This is a genomic window from Pseudomonas sp. LAIL14HWK12:I7 (assembly GCF_000483465.1).
Classification (GTDB): Bacteria; Pseudomonadota; Gammaproteobacteria; order Pseudomonadales; family Pseudomonadaceae; genus Aquipseudomonas; species Aquipseudomonas kermanshahensis.
Genome location: NZ_AXYZ01000018.1, coordinates 115,216 through 132,520, shown reverse-complemented (window position 1 = coordinate 132,520; position 17,305 = coordinate 115,216). Strand labels below are relative to the sequence as shown.

Genomic DNA, 17,305 nt, shown 5'->3' with positions numbered 1-17,305 from the left:
TTACGTCAAGCACTCCCATGTGCTATCGTAGGATCTCAGATGTGCCCGACCACACGATGGGTGCGTTCCGCAAGGCAGGTAAGAAGGCAAGACCGTGAGAAAGCAAGACGGAGAGCAAATGATCGACTTGAGCGAATACAGCCAGGCCCAACGAGAGCGCCTGGTGTACATAGATTTCCGACTGTACTTCACGGGAACCGCTTCACGCACTGACCTCATGGACAGATTCGGGGTGGGCGCGGCGGCGGCTACTCGTGATTTCGCTCAGTATCGAGAGATTGCTCCTCATAACACTGAGCTCGACACCGTGACCAAGCATTACGTGATGCGCGAGACGTTCTCGCCTGTAGCCACACATTCGCCTGAACGCGTGCTCACAGCTCTCTCCCATGGATACGGATACGGTCTGGATGGAGAGAAGCCATTCATCCTAAATGAGTCGGTTACTCTGCTCAGCAAGCCGAAAGTAGAAGTTCTGGCGCCAATCTCACGCGCAATAAGCCTCAACCAAGTAGTGAAAATAAGCTATACCTCAGGCTCGGGAAAATCTGAACGTGAGATTGTGCCGTTCGCTATAAGTTGCGATGGCTTGCGTTGGCACGTACGCGCGTATGATCGTAAGCGCGAGAAGTTTGTGGACTTTGTTCTAGCTCGAATCGGGTCTGCTCAAGTGCAACTAGAAGAACAGGCACTCACCAATGAGAACAAGAAGAACGATGACCAGTGGAATCGAATGCTTGACCTCCCTCTTGTCCCTCATCCTGATAAGGATTGTACACAGATAATGATGTGCGACTTCGACATGCCTGACGGAGTCCTACGGCTTCGAGTACGTGCGGCAATGGCGGGGTACGTTTTGCAGCAGTACCATGTGGACTGCTCGCCTGACCACAGCATCAAAGACAAGGCTTACCGCCTATGGCTTAGCGATCCATTGGCTCTTTACGGGGTGGAGAGCTCAATGTTTGCACCCGGATACAGAACTCCGAATTTTGATGAATTGGAAAGATTTAAGTTTGAGAAAACTGAATGAGCTGCGCTTTACGTAAAATCGCATTCAGGCACTTTCATAATTCGAGACAGAGTTATCTTCTGACTCAATATCATCTCCGTGATAACTTGGTGGCTTGGCTCTGATGCAGAGCCTACCACGCCTAATGAACGACATTCGATCGAATATCTGAGAATACTTTTAGAGATAGAGGCGCATATCCTTGACGATAAATAGCTTGTAAATCATATGAATACAAATCCGTTCGACTACTGGTGCTGTATCAAAAAAGGCTCACCGAAAGGTGGGCCTTTTTTGTTTGTGCCATCACTGAAACGGTAATTTGAAAGCCATACCGCAACACCCAACCCCACCTTGATCTTAATCAAAACCCAAACCACCAAACCGCCTAGCGTGAAATCAGCCCCCCACCTGCGAGGCCTGAACACCATGCCCAAAAAATTCCCCACCCACCCCAGCCACCCCGAGCGCATCTGCTGGGGCTGCGACCTCTACTGCCCAGCCAAGGCACTGGCCTGTGGCAATGGGTCAGACCGGACCATGCATCCGGTGGAGTTGTTCGGCGAGGGCTGGGACAGGTTTGAGGACCGGTTGGATAAGCCGATTGATGAGGTGTCGGGGGTGCAGTGCAGTTGATTGTGGGTGGGAAAGGGGCCGCTTTGCGGCCCATTCGCAGCACAAGGCTGCTCCTACAGGGGGGCGTCAGAATGACGTGCTGAGCGTCAGTGAAAGATTGCGGGGGTCACCATAGATTGCCCCGGCATAGAAGCCGTAGCGGGTGTAGTAATGCTTGTCGAACAGGTTATTGGCATTGAGGCTAACGCTGGTCTCGTCCGTCAGCTGGTACTTGGCCATGGCATTCCAAATCGCATACCCCGACCAGTTGACGTCGGTCGAGCCTGCGCTCACGCCATTAGTGGGCTGGCCAGCGGGGCTGGACACCGCACGAATGTTGCTCTGCGCGGTAACCCCTGCGCCAAGCGTCAGGCGGTCCAGTGGGCCGGAGAGGCGATAGGTGGTGGAGGCCTTGAACAGGTGTGATGGGTCGCTGCGGCCGTCGCTGTCGATGCGGCGGAAGTGCAGGTAGGTGTAGCCGGCGTAGACGTTCCAGCTGGGGGTCAGTGCGCCGGCGATTTCCAGGTCGATGCCGTCGGTTTCCTGGCCGGACCCGGCCTTGTAGGCGTCGTTGCCGGTTGGGGTGGTCAGGTCGCCGTCCAGCACGGCTTTGTTTTCCTGCTTGGTGCGGAAGTACGCGGCCGAGGCATTCAGGCGGCCATCGAACCATTCGCCTTTGATACCGGTTTCGTAGCTTTGGCCGCGAATGGGTTCGACTTTGCTGCCGCTGCTGGTCTCGGCGGTTTGTGGGGTGAAGATGTCGGTGTAGCTGGCGTACAGCGAGTAGGTGTCGTTGAGGTCGTAAATAGCCCCCAGGTAGGGGGTGACGATGCCGTTTTCTTCCTGGCTGGTGCGCACGCCGGCGTTGCTGCGGGTAATGGCCGAGTAGTTGCTGGTACGCACGCCGACGATCACCGACAGTGGGTCGGTGATGCTCAGGCGGGTCGCTGCGTACATGCCTTGCAGGCGGGTGGTGGTTTTGCTGTGGCGGCCGGTGCGCGAGGCGAGCATGTCGTAATCGTCATCCACGCCATTGCGCCAGTCGGTCAGCGGGAAGCCGTTGTTGGCGCGGAACTGGCAACCCAGCGCTGCGGCGCTGACTTGGCTGTCGCTGACCATGTTGCAGGTGTATTCCGGCGACCAGGCGACAGTGCGGCTGTCGTTGTAGCCGACCATCGCTTGGTGGGTGCGGCCAAACAGCTGGAACGGGCCGGACAGGTCGATTTGCGCAGACTGTTGGGTGGTGTCGCTGGAGCTGTGCAGGCCGTTGAGCACGGCGCCGCTGCCGTCCTGGTCCCAGTAGCCGCCAAAGCTGCCGCGCCCGGCCGAGTTGACCTTGGCCAGGCCGCGGTGGTTGAGGGCCTCGGCGGTGCTTTGCGCGGCCTTGAGGTTCAGCGACCAGTCGTTGTCGAAGCGGTGTTCGAGGGAGCCGAAGGCGGTGCGGGTGGTGTACTCGCCAAAGCTCCAGCTCGGCACTACGTTGGTGCTGCGCGGCAGGTCGGTCTTGCTGCCGTCGCCATACCAGATCGGAATGTTCGCGCCCCAGCCGCCGCCGACTACTTTGTTGTATTCGTACTGGTAGCCGGCGCCCAGGGTGGTGGCGTCGTCGAGGTCGAATTCGAAGTTGGCCAGCGCGGCGCGGGAGCGTTCGGACTGGTTGTCGCGGAACGAGTTGGCGTCCTGCTGGGTCATCACGAAGCGCGAACGCAGGCGGCCGTCTTCGGACAGCGGCAGGTTAAGGTCGGCGCCCAGGCGGCGTTTGTCCCAGCTGCCATAGGTGGCGTAGGCGCTGCCGCCGAAGGTTTTGGTTGGGGCCTTGCGGATCAGGTTGACGGTGGCCGACGGGTCGCCAGTGCCGCCGAGCAGGCCGTTGGCGCCACGGACGATATCGATGCGCTCGTACAGGTCCATGTTCAGCGCATTACCCCCGCCGCTGAAATCGGAACCGCCCTGGAACTGCAGGCCATCGACCTTCCAGTTGGTGATGGAATAACCGCGGGCGCGGTAGTCGGTGCGGCCGCCTACCTCGGCCTTGCTTGCGGTCACGCCTGGCGTGGTTTCCAGCGCCTGCTCGATGGTGTGGATGGCGCGGTCGTCCATCTGCTGGCGGGTGATGGTGGTCACCGACTGCGGTGTTTGACGCGGCGTCAGCTTGAGGCCGGTTGAACTGCGGCTGCTCTCGACCGTGTACCCTAGCTGGCCGGTTTCATCGGCAGGCACCAGCGCGCTGTCTTCGATCTGCGTGGCATCCAGCTCCAGGGGCTGGCTGTCAGCCGCCATCGCTCCACCGCTGATGGCCACGGCAATGAAGAAGGCCAGCGGGTTGAGGCGACTTCCGCCTCGGCTGATGGGAGAGAAGTCGTTCATGATGCTCCGAGGTTTCATTTGGGAAGGCTTCGTATTCGCAGATGATTTTTTGTTACGATTCTAGGGATCCGCCCTTGGGGCTCCAGGCCCGGCTTGTACGGGCTTGTAATCGAACGTAACGAGCGCCACCGGCCCTCATCGAACAGGTGTTTTTTGAAATGAGCACGACCCTGCTGGTTGTCGACGATGACGACGAGATCCGCGAACTTCTCTGCGATTACCTGACCGATGCCGGCTATACCGTGCTAGCGGCCGCTGACGGCGATGGGATGCGCCAGCAACTGGCGCTGCATAAAGTCGAGCTGGTGGTGCTGGACTTGATGCTGCCCGGCGAGGATGGCTTGAGCCTGTGCCGCCAGTTGCAATCGACGCCCGGGCTGGCGGTGATCATGTTGTCGGCCAAAGGCAGCACGCTGGACCGCATCATTGGCCTGGAAGTGGGCGCGGACGATTACCTGGCCAAACCCTTCGAGCCACGCGAGCTGATTGCCCGGATAAAAGCGGTATTGCGCCGCCCGCAGCGCCTGGATACGCCGGTTGCAAAGCCCGCGGTGGAAGCGCAGCAGTTCGCTGGGTTTCGCCTCGACCACGTCAAACGCCTACTCACCCGCCCTGACGGCGAAACGCTGACCCTGCCCCGCTCCGACCACCGCGTATTGCGCGAGCTGCTGGAGGCCAACAACCGCGTGGTGTCCCGCGATCAGCTGACCCGCAGTGCGTTCGGCCGTGACCACCTGCCTGACGACCGCTCGGTGGACATGTGCGTCAGCCGCCTGCGCCAGCAATTGCGGCGCGCGCCGGGTGGCGCAGCGCAGATCCTTACCATCCGCAACGAAGGCTACTTGCTGAGCCTTGCGCGCAGCGAGGCTGATGCCTGACATGCGCTGGCTTCGCCGGGTATGGCCGCGCACGCTGTTTGGCCAACTGCTGTTGATCATGGTCAGCGGCACCGTGGTGATCCAGTTGATGTCGAGCAGCATCTGGTTCGATGTGCGTTTCGCCCAGGTGCTTGAGGCCCCTGTTCGGCTGATCGCCGCCCGCAGCGCGCCGCTGATTGCCAGCGCCAACTGCCATGGCAGCCCGTTGCAGGCACCTGCCCACTATCAGCTGCGCTGTGCCGAAAACCTGCCCGCGGCGGAACACGACGAACGCAGAGGGCGCAAGCGTATCGAGCTGCTGCTGCAACAGGCCCTCAAGTACGAGCTGGGCCACGCCCAGGAGGTGCGCCTACTGAAGGTGCACCTGACCGATGAACTGGGCCAGCCGATTGTCTGGCGCAGTCTGTTCGGTTTGCGCACGGCGCAGGCACATATCGCGTTTGCCGTGCCGCTGGCCGACGGGCATTGGCTGACCATCGATGGCCAGGAGCTGCAGGGCTGGAGCGGCGAGTCCGCCTGGGTGTTGATCAGCGATTACCTGCTGCGGGTGTATGCCCTGCGCATCGTCGCTGTGCTGCTGGTGTGCCTGGTGGCGGTGCGCTTGTGCCTGCGCCCGTTGCGGCGCCTGGCGGATGCCGCGCGCGGCCTGGGCAGCAACCTGGAGCAGCCGCCCTTGGCGCTGGACGGGCCGGAAGAAGTGCGCCAGGCCGCCCAGGCCTTCAACGCGATGCAGCAGCGGTTGATTGCGATGGTCAACGACAAGGCCTACTTCCTGGCTGCCGTGTCCCACGACCTGCGCACCCCACTGACCCGCATGCGCCTGCGCCTGGAGCGCTTGCCGGACGACGAGCATCGCCAGCGCCTGCGGCAGAACATCACGCAGATGGACGACATGATTGGCCAAGTGCTCGATTACCTGCGGGCCGGGGAGCAGCAAAACCTGCAACAGGTGGACCTGGACCGGCTGGTGACGCGGCAGTGTGCCGACTTGTCCACAGCCCGCGAGCCACTGCCGGTTCATGGCCAGGGCGGCAGCTTGCGGGTTGATGCGCTGCTGCTGCAGCGTTGCCTGCAGAATTTACTGGTCAATGCCTTGCGCTATGCCAAGGAGGTTTCGGTCACGCTGGAGCGCGCGACCACGGGGGTTTATATCCATGTCGATGACCGAGGGCCGGGGATCGCGCCAGGCTTGCTGGCGACGGTTACCGACCCGTTCGTGCGGGGTGAAGGGTCGCGTAACCAGGCGTCTGGCGGGTATGGCTTGGGGTTGAGTATCGCCCAGCGGATCGCGGCCAGCCATGGCGGCGAGTTGCTGTTGTGCAACCGCGACGGCGGTGGGCTGCGGGCCAGCGTGCTGTTACCTCGATAACCTGTCACCGCTCCCACAAAGCGCTGAGCTGGGCACGGGATCAGGTAACAGTGTTTTACCGATTGCCCAGGTTTTCCGCAGCCCGCCATTGCCTATCCTACGCGGGTCATCCTGCCTGCGATGGACCCATGAAACACTCACTGCCCAGCCGCTACGCCTGCCTTTTCATCTGCTTGTCGTTCACCTGTGCCAGCCTCCCATTACTGCCCCAACATGCCTGGCTATGGCCATTCACCCTGATCACCGCCCTGCTCAGCCTGGTCGGCCTCAATGACCTGCGCCAGAGCCACCACGCGGTGCGGCGCAACTACCCGATCCTGGGCAACATCCGCTACTTGATCGAAACCATCCGCCCGGAAATCCGCCAATACCTGATCGAAGGTGACGACGACAAGCTGCCGTTTTCACGGTCCCAGCGTTCCCTGGTGTATGCACGGGCGAAGAACGAGAGCGCCGAAAAAGCCTTCGGCACGCTCAACGATGCCTACAAACCCGGCTTCGAATTCATCAGCCATTCGATGCTGCCGGTGGCCACGCCCGACCCCGCCTCGTTCCGCATCGCCATTGGCGGGCCGCAGTGCCGGCAACCGTACTCGGCATCGATCTTCAACATCTCGGCCATGAGTTTCGGCGCCCTCAGCGCCAACGCCATCGCAGCGCTCAACCAGGGTGCACGGCTGGGGCGCTTTGCCCATGACACCGGTGAGGGCAGCATCAGCCCGTACCACCGCGAACATGGCGGCGACCTGATCTGGGAGATCGGCAGCGGTTACTTTGGCTGCCGCACCGAAGAAGGCCGTTTCGACCCACAACGCTTCGCCGAGCAAGCCCGCTCGCCGCAAGTGAAGATGATCGAGATCAAGCTCAGCCAAGGCGCCAAACCCGGCCACGGCGGCATACTCCCAGGGCACAAAGTCAGCCCGGAAATCGCCGCCACCCGTGGCGTGCGTGAGGGCGAGGACTGTATTTCGCCGGCCGCCCATAGCGCGTTCCGCACGCCGGTCGAACTGCTGCGGTTCGTTGCCAGCCTGCGCGAACTGTCGGGGGGTAAGCCGGTGGGTTTCAAGTTCTGCCTGGGCCACCCGTGGGAATTCATGGGCATTGCCAAAGCCATGCTGGCGACGGGAATCACCCCCGACTTTATCGTCGTCGACGGCAAGGAAGGCGGCACCGGCGCGGCGCCACGCGAGTTCAGTGACAACATGGGCGTGCCCATGCGCGAAGGTTTGATGTTCGTGCACAACACCTTGGTCGGCCTGAATTTGCGCTCGAGCATCCGCATTGGCGCGGCGGGCAAGATCGTCAGCGCCTTCGACATCGCCAGTGTGCTGGCCATTGGTGCCGACTGGGTGAATTCGGCGCGCGGCTTCATGTTCGCCATTGGCTGCATTCAGTCGCAGAGCTGCCACACCAACAAATGCCCGACCGGGGTCGCCACCCAGGACCCGCTCCGCCAGCGTGCGTTAGTGGTGCCGGACAAGGCTCAGCGGGTGGCGAGCTTCCACCGCAATACCCTGCATACATTGGCTGAGATGCTTGCGGCGGCGGGCCTGGAGCACCCGTCGGAGCTCAAGCCCAAACATTTGGCACGGCGTGTCAGCGCCAGCGAGATCGGCTTGTTTTCAGACCTGCATACGTTCCTCAAGCCTGGCGAATTGCTCAGTGGCTCGATTGAAAGCGAGTTTTATGCGCGGATGTGGCGGATGGCGCGCAGCGACAGTTTTGCGCCGGAGACTGGGGAGGGCGTGCTGGTAGCGAAGGCAACTGGCAGGCGCCGTGAGGAAAGCGTCCCAGCTTGATGAGCTGGGGCCGCTTTGCGGCCCTTCGCAGCGCAAGGCTGCTCCTACAACAGGGGCAGCGAGCGCGATGTCCATGTATTTGTAGGAGCAGCCTTGCGCTGCGAAAGGGCTGCAAAGCAGCCCCGACGCCATGCGATCAGAAGATGCTGATCGGGTACTCGACGAATACGCGGACTTCGTTACCGTCGTCGTTGTAGCCGTTCTGCTGTACGGCATTGTTGGTGCGTACGAACGAGCTGCGCAGCTTGACCGACAGGTCTTTGGCCGGGCCGTCTTGAACCACGTAACGGATCTGGTTGAAGATTTCGCGCTCTTTACCTTCACCGAAACCTTGCGGGTTGGCGACGTTGCGGGTGTTGATGTTGTCACCCACTACGTAGGCCAGCTTGTAGGTCAGGCCCGGTACGCCGTAGGCGCCGAAGTCCAGGCCGTAGCCCAGCTGCCAGGAGCGCTCGTCTTCGGCGTTGAAGTCAGACCAGTACGAGTTGGCCAGGTAGATGGTCGAACCACCGTCACCCACGCCACCGGCGTTCTGGTAGAAGCCGTAGTTGTAACCGGTGCTGCCGGTGCTGCGCTGGTGAGCGATGGTGAACGAGTGCGCACCGTAGGCGTAGGTCGCCGCCAGGCTCCAGATGGTGTTGGAGTCACCATTGAGCTCGGCCGCTTTGACGAACTTGTTGTTGATGTCCGACTTGTAGCCGTTGAAGTCCAGGGTCAGGGACTGGTCGCTGGCGATCGGGAAGACATAGTTCATGCCCAGGTAGTGCTTCTGCATCACGTCTTCGTTGTCTGCGGTGTACAGCGAAGCGGTGAAGTTGTCGGTGAACTTGTAGCTACCACCGAAGACGTTGATCGACTTCAGGCCACCACCGTCACGACGCTCGGCACTTTTGCGCGCTTCTTGGGTGAAGCGGCCGGCGTTCAGTTCCAGGCCCTGGATTTCTTTGGAAGTGATCAGGGTACCGGTGAAGCTTTCTGGCAGCAGACGGGCGTCGTCGTACTGCAGCACAGGCAGTGCTGGCATCTGGTCACCGTACTTGAGCACGGTGTTGGAGATGCGGAATTTCACGGCTGCGCCGCCACGGGCCAGGTTATGTGGCGAGCTGGCGTTGCCGTCGGCGTTCTTGGTGTCGTGCGGTTTGAAGAAGTCGACGCCGCCGCCACCGTTGTGGCCTTTGCCGCCGTCCAGACGCAGGGCGTACAGGCCGAATGCGTCGACACCGACACCGACGGTGCCCTGGGTGAAACCGGAGGAGAAGTTGGCGATGACGCCTTGGCCCCATTCGATCTGGTCATCGGTACCGTGCTTCTTGTCACGGTTGATGTAGGCGTTGCGCAGCAGAACGTTGGCGTGGCTGTCTTCGATGAAGCCCTTGCTGTCGGCCTGCTCATTGGCCTGGGCCTGGGTCGCGGCGATCATTGCCAGTGCGACCAGGCTGATCCTGGTTTTCAACATGTTGTTTTCCTTATTTCTTAATCAAAAACGCTTCGCAATATGACGCCAGGAACCAACGCCCCTTCGTAGGTTCGACGCTATGCGGATCCAGACTGAAAGGCTTGCCGGCAATCGCACGGTGGCCTTTTACAGCAGCATGGCCATGTCATGGCCAGCAGGCGTTGGCCGAATCCTAGCGGTGTGCGATTACAAATGTCAAAAAATCGTGAAATGCAGGTTGATATAACCAAAATCACCCAGCCCGCTGGTGCATTTCCATGCCTGTTGGCGCTATCAGTGGGCATTTTTTCTTCTGTCAGAAATGTCGCTTTGACCAACCCGGCAGCTTTCATGGGCGCGGAGCATACAACAGCGGCGGTTACAAAGTGATACATATGTAAAGACAACCCTTTACAAATACCCAAGCAACAGTAAATAGCAAGCATTACCATTCGCACCCTTTCTCACCTGCCACGGTCCGGATGTCTCCATGCTTGTACCCTGCCGCCTCTCCCCGCTGACGCTTGGCCTGTCGCTGCTGTTCAGCGCCAGCCTGGCCACCGCTGCCACCACCACCCTGCCGGAAATGTCAGTGACTGCCGAAGGCGAGCGCGAGGAGGACAACCCGCGGGTCAAGGAAGTCAGTACTGCGACGCGCACCTCGACGCCCGTGCGCTACGTGCCCCAGGCCATCGACACGGTCAAGACCGCCAACGTGCTGGACTACGGCAACAACACCCTGGGCAAGGCACTTGAGGGCATCCCCAACGTCAGCAGCGGCGCCGACACGCGCTTCGACAGCGTGCGCATCCGCGGCTTCGAGGCCAGCAACGACTTCTACCTGGACGGCATTCGCGACGACAGCCAGTACATTCGCGACCTGAACAACATCGAGCGGGTCGAGGTGCTCAAAGGGCCCGCAGCGGTGTTGTATGGCCGCGGCAGCCAGGGTGGCATCGTCAACCGCGTCAGCAAGGCGCCGGATCACGGCCGCCGTTCGAGCATCGAGGCGCAAGGCGGCAGCGAAGATTTGCGCAGCCTGTACGCCGACCTCAGCGCCGACCCCAGCGATACCATCAGCCTGCGCCTGAACCTGGGCAACCAGGACAACAACAGCTTCCGCGACGGCATCGATGGCAGCCGCCAGCTGTTCGCCCCGTCGATGAGCTGGCAGCTCTCGCCCGACCTGAACTGGCTGGTGCAGTACGAATACAGCCGCTACAACCGCACACCAGACCGCGGTATCCCCGGGGTCAATGGCCGCCCCGCCGACGTCAGCCGCAGCACCACCTACAGCGATACCCAGCGCGACTACATCGATGACCGCGCCCAGTCGCTGCGTTCGCGGCTCAACTACCAGCTGAACGAAACCTGGCAACTGCGCCACACCCTCGGCCTGTTCAAGCTCGACAGCGAGTTCGACAACACCTATGCGACGGGCTACAACGCCAGCACCAACACTGTCACCCGCCAGCGCTGGCAACAGGACCTGAACACCCGCAACCTGTTCAACAACCTCGAAGCCGAGGGCGACTTCACTACCGTGGGGCTGGAGCACAAGCTGTTGGTGGGCCTGGAGTTCGGCAGCCAACGGCGTGACCCGACCCTGTACACCGCTGCGCTTAATAGTGTGCCAAGCCTGGACGTTGGCAACCCCGACCGCAGCCGGCAGCACACGGGCCCAATGTTGCTGTCGAGCGACAACCACACCGTGGTCCAAAGCCGTGGCCTCTACCTGCAAGACCAGGTCCGCCTGAACGATCAATGGCAGGTGCTCGCTGGCGTGCGTTTCGACCAGTTCGAGGTAGAGACCACCAACAAGGATGGCCTGACCGAGCCGCAGGACAGCAACACCACCAGCCCGCGCCTGGGTGTGGTCTACACGCCGTGGCGCGATCACTCCTTCTATGCATCGTGGAGCAAGACCTTCTCGCCAGTGGGCGGTGGCCTGATCGGCATCACCCCCGGCGCGCCGGGCAACACCAACGACACCGGGCCAGAGCTGACCCGCCAGAAGGAGATCGGGGTCAAGAGCGACTGGTTCGACCAGCGCCTCACCACCACCCTCGCCGTGTATGAACTGGAGCTGTACAACCGCCGCACGCGTGACCCGGAAAACCCGGAAATCACCCTGCTCAGCGGCTTGCAACGCTCCCGAGGCATCGAGCTGACCGCCACCGGCAATATCGTCGGCAACTGGTACGTGCGCGGGGGCATCGGCCTGCAGGATGCAACCATCGTCAAAGACAACAATAACCAGGAAGGCAACCGCATCAACGACGTGGCCAAGCGTAATGCCAGCCTGTTCGTGACCTGGAAACCGGAATTGGGCTGGTACGCCGAGACCGGCTTGACGTTGGTGGGTGAGCGTTATGCCGATAACCAGAACACCACGGTGTTGCCAGGCTACGGCCGCTGGGATGCGCTGGCCGGCTACCGCACCCACGACTGGGATGTGCGGGCGGCGTTGAACAACATTGCCGACAAGACCTACTACAGCTCGGCGACCAGTGCGGCGCAGATCCAGGTGGGCGACCCGCGGAGCCTTGTGGTGACGAGCACTTACCGCTTCTGATCTTTGTTGCCTGTACCGGCCTCTTCGCAGCACAAGGCTGCTCCTACAGGGATCGCACGCCACCTGTAGGAGCAGCCTTGTGCTGCGAAGGGGCCAGCACCGGTAAAACCGATGAGATCAGTGCCACACCGCCATCAGCGCCTGCATCTCTGCTTCACTGATCAGCCCTTGCGGGTATCGCCCGGCAAGCAGACGTCGTGGGTCGGTCGTCCTGACCTGGATGTTTCCATGGTGCTTCAACCACTGCGCCAACAGCTTGAGCGATGGGTGGTTAACTGCCGATGGGCACAAAGCCGACTCACTTGCTGCGTTCATTTCCACACGTACTCCTTTGCCCGTGAGCGGCTAATTTACGTAGGCATTGTTACAGATCAGAGAGCCCGACCCATTCGAGCTATCTAATTGAAAAACAATACAAAACGTATGCCACTCAGGCGGCCGGACGTCGCTTGGAAGGGTCGCCCGAAAAAAAGGCCCGTCGTATGACGGGCCTCTTTATTCAGGGTGGTCTCAGCGCTTGACTGGCGCCGGCTGCTGCTGGGTCAGGCAGTGGATATTGCCGCCCCCCAACAACAATTCACGGCCTGGGATCATGACCACTTCATGATCCGGGAAGAGCTCGGCCAGGATGGCTCTGGCTTGGGCATCGGCAGGGTCATCGAAGCTCGGCGCGATGATGCCGCCATTGACGATCAGGAAGTTCACGTACGAGCCGGCCAGGCGCACCGACGGGTCGCGTTCCTGGCTACCGGCCACTTGGTCGACGCCAGCACACTCTTCAGCCGTGGCGTACAGTGGGCCAGGGATCGGCATCTTGTGCACCACGAACTCACGGCCTTTGGCGTCGCGGGTGTTTTTCAACACGTCCATTGCCGCGTGGCAGCGGGCGTAGTTGGGGTCGTTGGAATCATCGGTCCAGGCCAGTAACACTTCGCCCGGGCGCACGTAACAGCAGAAGTTGTCGACGTGGCCGTCGGTCTCGTCGTTGTACAGGCCGTCCGGCAGCCAGACCACGGTATCGACGGCCAACTGCTCACGCAGGACCGCTTCGATTTCCTCACGGCCCAGGTGCGGGTTGCGGTTACGGTTGAGCAGGCATTCTTCGGTGGTGATCACCGTGCCCTCGCCGTCCACGTGGATCGAGCCACCCTCCAGCACGAAGCCCTCGGTTTGGTAGCGCTGGCAGCGCTCCATTTCCAGGACCTTGGCGGCCAGTTCCTCGTCACGGTTCCAGGGTGCGTAGAGCCCGCCATCGAAGCCGCCCCAGGCATTGAAGCCCCAGTCCACGCCGCGCACTTCGCCTTGGTCGTTGATGACGAAGGTCGGGCCGGTGTCGCGCACCCAGGCGTCGTCATTGCTGATTTCCACGACGCGGATGTTCGGCAGGTCAAGCTGACGGCGTGCGTTCTCGTACTGGCCAGCAGAAACACCCACGGTCACTGGCTCGAAGCGGGCGATCGCCTTGGCCAATGTCACATGAGCGGCCTGTGCCGGTTTGCCACCCAGGCGCCAGTTGTCCGAACGCTCCGGCCAGACCATCCAGACCTGGGTCTGCGGCGCCCATTCAGCGGGCATGTGGAAGCCGTCGGCACGGGGGGTAGAATTGAGGGTTTTCATGGTTAACCTCTGCGTAGGCCCTGAGCCGATGTGCGCTGGGGCGTTGGTCGATGGGGGTAGGAGCAGCGATGGCAAATTTATAACCGATATATATCGGCTTTAAAAGCAAAAATAGCCGATCGGCAAAGCCTTATCGCTTATTAGATCGATATCAATCGGCATATCCATCATGATCACGCTCAAACCCATGATATTTGTCTGCCACCACCCTAGCCGACGAGCTAGGCTGCATGCCATAGAACTTGGTTTACCAGAGGCGACTTGAGATGCGCATACTCGTCACAGGCGGCGCCGGCTTCATTGGCTCGGCGCTGGTCCGTCACCTGATCGGCAACACCGAACACGAAGTGCTGAACCTCGACAAGCTGACCTACGCCGGCAACCTCGAGTCGCTGCAAAGCATCGCCAACAATACCCGTTACGAATTCGTCCAGGCCGATATCGCCGATGCGGCGACAGTCAGTGCCGTACTCGAGCGCTTCCAGCCCGACGCAATCATGCACCTGGCTGCCGAATCCCATGTGGACCGTTCGATCGACGGCCCGGCAGCGTTCATCCAGACCAATATCGTCGGCACCTATGCCCTGCTCGAAGCCACCCGTGCCTGGTGGAGCCGCCTGCCTGCCGAGCAGCGCCGTGCGTTCCGCTTTCACCATATCTCCACCGACGAAGTGTATGGCGACCTGCATGGCGCCAACGACCTGTTCCACGAGACCACGCCGTATGCGCCCAGCTCCCCCTATTCGGCGAGCAAGGCCGCCTCGGACCACCTGGTACGCGCCTGGCACCGCACGTATGGCCTGCCGGTACTGATCACCAACTGCTCGAACAACTACGGCCCGTACCATTTCCCTGAAAAGCTGATCCCGCTGATGATCCTCAATGCCCTGGCCGGCAAGCCACTGCCGGTGTACGGCAATGGCCAGCAGGTGCGCGACTGGTTGTTCGTCGAAGACCACGCCCGGGCGTTGCTTGAGGTGGTGAGCCGCGGCGAGGTCGGCGAAACGTACAATATCGGCGGCCACAACGAGCAGAAGAACCTCGACGTGGTCCACGCCATCTGTGCCCTGCTCGACGAGCTGGCGCCACAGCACCCTGAAGGCGTGGCCCGTTATGCAGACCTGATCACCTACGTTCAAGACCGCCCCGGCCATGACCTGCGGTATGCCATCGATGCCAGCAAGATCGAACGGGAGCTGGGCTGGGTACCGCAGGAAACCTTCGCCACCGGGCTGCGCAAGACCGTGCAGTGGTACCTGGATAACCTGCAGTGGTGCCGCCATGTCCAGGATGGCAGCTACCAGGGGGAACGCCTGGGCAATACCGACATCAAGGAGCTCATTGCATGACCAAGGGCATCGTCCTGGCCGGAGGATCCGGCACCCGCCTGCACCCCATCACCCTCGGGGTATCCAAGCAACTGCTGCCGATTTATGACAAGCCGATGATCTACTACCCGATCTCGGTGCTGATGCTCGCCGATATCCGCGACATCCTGCTGATCTCCACACCCCAGGACCTGCCTCAGTATCGCCAGCTGTTCGGCGATGGCAGCCAGTTCGGCATTCGCATCAGCTATGCCGAGCAGCCATCACCCGACGGCCTGGCCCAGGCGTTCCTGATCGGTGAGCAGTTCATCGGTGACGACTCGGTCTGCCTCATCCTCGGTGACAACATCTTCCACGGCCAGAGCTTCACCGAACAGTTGCAGCGCGCGGTCAGCCACCCCAGCGGCGCCACCGTGTTTGGCTATTGGGTCAAGGACCCGGAGCGCTTCGGTGTGGTCGAGTTCGACGAGCAGGGCAACGCGCTGTCCATCGAAGAGAAGCCACTCAAGCCCAAGTCCAGCTATGCCGTAACGGGCCTGTACTTCTACGACAACGACGTGGTCGAAATCGCCAAAGGCATTCGCCCCTCGGAGCGCGGCGAGCTTGAGATCACCGATGTCACCAATGCCTACCTCCAGCGCGGCGACTTGCGTGTGGAGCGCTTTGGCCGTGGCTTCGCCTGGCTCGACACCGGCACCCACGAGAGCCTGCTGGATGCCTCGCAATATGTGCAAACCATCGAGAACCGCCAGGGGTTGAAAGTGGCCTGCCTGGAAGAAATCGCCTTCAACAAGGGCTGGATCACCCGTGACCAGCTGCTGGCCAAGGCTGAAAAACTCAAGAAGACCGGTTACGGTCAGTACCTGGGCAAACTGGCAAACGAGTCTGCATGAACATCATCCCCACCGAGATCCCTGACGTACTGATCATCGAGCCAACGGTATACGGTGACAGCCGTGGCTTCTTCTTCGAAGCCTTCAATGCCCGCGAGTTCGCGAAGCACACCGGCGTCACCGTGGACTTCGTCCAGGACAACCACTCGCGCTCCGTCAAAGGCGTGTTGCGCGGCCTGCACTATCAGGTGGAAAACACCCAGGGCAAACTGGTGCGGGTGGTACAGGGCGAGATACGCGACATTGCCGTGGACGTGCGCAGGAGCTCGCCCACGTTCGGCAAATGGGTCGCGGTGCACCTGTCGGCCGATAATCATCGGCAACTGTGGATTCCACCGGGGTTCGCCCACGGCTTCTCGGTGGTCAGCGAATCGGCCGAGTTTCTCTACAAGACCACGGACTACTACAACCCTGGCGCAGACCGTTGCATCCGCTGGGACGACGCTGAGTTGGCCATCGACTGGCAACTCGCGGGGCCGCCGGTGCTGTCGGACAAAGACAAGGTCGGCGTACCGCTGAGCGAGGCGCAACTGCTGCCATGAAAATCGTCGTCTGCGGCCGTAATGGCCAGGTTGCCCAAGCGCTGCAGGCGCAGTTGGCCGGGCTTGGCGAGCTACACGTGCTTGGCCGCGAGCACCTCGACCTGGCACAGCCCGAGGCCCTGCGCGAACCGCTGCGCCGGCTCGCCCCCGACCTGATCATAAACGCTGCTGCCTACACGGCGGTGGACCAGGCCGAACAAGAGCCCGCGCTGGCGTTTGCAATCAATGCCCATGGCCCCCGCGTGCTCGCCGAAGAAGCAGCACGGCTGAGTGCGCCGCTCATCCACTACTCCACCGACTATGTCTTCGACGGCAGCAAGGCCACGCCCTATACCGAACAAGACACGCCCAACCCCCTGGGGGTTTATGGCCACAGCAAACTGGCCGGCGAGCAGGCGATTACCGCGGTGGCCGGCCAGCACCTGATCCTGCGTACCAGCTGGGTCTATTCGTTGTATGGGCGCAACTTCCTGCTGACAATGCAGCGCCTGCTGCAGGAAAAGCCCCAACTGCGCGTGGTAAACGACCAGATTGGCGCGCCGACGTCTGCCGCTACCCTTGCTGCCAGCACCCGCACGCTGATCGAGCGCTGGCAAGCCGGGCAGGCTGGCGACTGGGGCACCTACCACCTCACTGCGCAAGGTGAGACCTCCTGGTTCGGTTTCGCCCAAGCGATCGCCGACCAGTTGCAGGCGCAAGGGTTACCCTGTGCCGAACTGCAGCCGATCCCGTCCAGCGAATACCCCACACCCGCCCGCAGGCCACTCAATTCACGCTTGGACTGCTCACGCTTGGCCCAGCAATGGCACATCAGCCTGCCGCACTGGCAGCAGGCGCTGATCGACTGCCTCAAGTAGCGCATAATTGCGTCAGAC

At 61.3% G+C, this 17,305-nt stretch carries 14 protein-coding genes; 10 read left to right on the top strand and 4 right to left on the bottom strand.

Annotated features, from left to right (window positions below):
* Positions 1 to 118 precede the first annotated feature (118 nt).
* Together D886_RS0117905 and D886_RS0117900 are read left to right on the top strand one after the other, a co-directional pair.
* A complete protein-coding gene (locus tag D886_RS0117905) occupies positions 119 to 1,033 on the top strand; it encodes a YafY family protein (RefSeq protein ID WP_027595218.1) in 915 nt (304 codons plus the stop codon).
* Positions 1,034 to 1,441: 408 nt separating this feature from the next.
* Positions 1,442 to 1,648, top strand: coding sequence for a DUF3079 domain-containing protein (locus tag D886_RS0117900; RefSeq protein ID WP_027595217.1), 207 nt, complete (start codon positions 1,442 to 1,444; stop codon positions 1,646 to 1,648).
* Positions 1,649 to 1,714: 66 nt separating this feature from the next.
* On the opposite strand, the gene D886_RS0117895 is transcribed toward D886_RS0117900, so the two are convergent.
* Positions 1,715 to 4,012, bottom strand: a complete 2,298-nt coding sequence (locus D886_RS0117895; RefSeq protein WP_027595216.1) for a TonB-dependent siderophore receptor — start codon at positions 4,010 to 4,012, stop codon at positions 1,715 to 1,717.
* Between the two features lie 140 nt (positions 4,013 to 4,152).
* Here D886_RS0117895 and D886_RS0117890 point away from each other — a divergent pair, with 140 nt between their 5' ends.
* From D886_RS0117890 to D886_RS0117880, 3 genes are all read left to right on the top strand, one after another.
* A complete protein-coding gene (locus tag D886_RS0117890) occupies positions 4,153 to 4,872 on the top strand; it encodes a response regulator (protein ID WP_027595215.1) in 720 nt (239 codons plus the stop codon).
* 1 nt (position 4,873) lies between these two features.
* On the top strand, positions 4,874 to 6,241 hold the full coding sequence (locus tag D886_RS0117885; protein WP_027595214.1) for an ATP-binding protein: 1,368 nt from the start codon (positions 4,874 to 4,876) through the stop codon (positions 6,239 to 6,241).
* A gap of 128 nt (positions 6,242 to 6,369) precedes the next feature.
* On the top strand, positions 6,370 to 8,040 hold the full coding sequence (locus tag D886_RS0117880; RefSeq protein WP_027595213.1) for an FMN-binding glutamate synthase family protein: 1,671 nt from the start codon (positions 6,370 to 6,372) through the stop codon (positions 8,038 to 8,040).
* Positions 8,041 to 8,176: 136 nt separating this feature from the next.
* On the opposite strand, the gene D886_RS0117875 is transcribed toward D886_RS0117880, so the two are convergent.
* Positions 8,177 to 9,496: an OprD family porin gene (locus D886_RS0117875; RefSeq protein WP_027595212.1), complete on the bottom strand. Its 1,320-nt coding sequence runs from the start codon at positions 9,494 to 9,496 to the stop codon at positions 8,177 to 8,179.
* Positions 9,497 to 9,965: 469 nt separating this feature from the next.
* Here D886_RS0117875 and D886_RS0117870 point away from each other — a divergent pair, with 469 nt between their 5' ends.
* Positions 9,966 to 12,050 (top strand): TonB-dependent siderophore receptor, encoded by a 2,085-nt coding sequence (locus D886_RS0117870; protein WP_027595211.1) that lies wholly within the window; start codon positions 9,966 to 9,968, stop codon positions 12,048 to 12,050.
* A 117-nt stretch (positions 12,051 to 12,167) separates the two neighbouring features.
* Here D886_RS0117870 and D886_RS0117865 read toward each other — a convergent pair whose 3' ends face one another.
* Entirely contained in the window at positions 12,168 to 12,365 is a 198-nt protein-coding gene (locus tag D886_RS0117865) for a hypothetical protein (protein WP_027595210.1), read from the bottom strand.
* Positions 12,366 to 12,560: 195 nt separating this feature from the next.
* Positions 12,561 to 13,667: an agmatine deiminase gene (gene aguA, locus D886_RS0117860; protein ID WP_027595209.1), complete on the bottom strand. Its 1,107-nt coding sequence runs from the start codon at positions 13,665 to 13,667 to the stop codon at positions 12,561 to 12,563.
* 266 nt (positions 13,668 to 13,933) lie between these two features.
* On the opposite strand from aguA, the gene rfbB reads away from it, so the two are divergent.
* Genes rfbB through rfbD form a run of 4 tightly spaced genes read left to right on the top strand, consistent with a single transcriptional unit; the run spans position 13,934 to position 17,287 of the window.
* Entirely contained in the window at positions 13,934 to 15,016 is a 1,083-nt protein-coding gene (rfbB, locus tag D886_RS0117855) for a dTDP-glucose 4,6-dehydratase (protein ID WP_027595208.1), read from the top strand.
* Entirely contained in the window at positions 15,013 to 15,888 is an 876-nt protein-coding gene (rfbA, locus tag D886_RS0117850) for a glucose-1-phosphate thymidylyltransferase RfbA (protein ID WP_027595207.1), read from the top strand. Before rfbB ends, rfbA begins: the two co-directional genes overlap by 4 nt.
* Positions 15,885 to 16,430 carry a dTDP-4-dehydrorhamnose 3,5-epimerase gene (rfbC, locus tag D886_RS0117845; RefSeq protein WP_027595206.1) on the top strand — a complete coding sequence of 182 codons (546 nt, stop codon included), beginning with the start codon at positions 15,885 to 15,887 and terminating at the stop codon, positions 16,428 to 16,430. Before rfbA ends, rfbC begins: the two co-directional genes overlap by 4 nt.
* The gene (rfbD, locus tag D886_RS0117840; RefSeq protein WP_155951444.1) at positions 16,349 to 17,287 is read left to right on the top strand and encodes a dTDP-4-dehydrorhamnose reductase; all 939 of its coding nucleotides are present in this window, start codon (positions 16,349 to 16,351) and stop codon (positions 17,285 to 17,287) included. Before rfbC ends, rfbD begins: the two co-directional genes overlap by 82 nt.
* Positions 17,288 to 17,305: the final 18 nt, after the last annotated feature.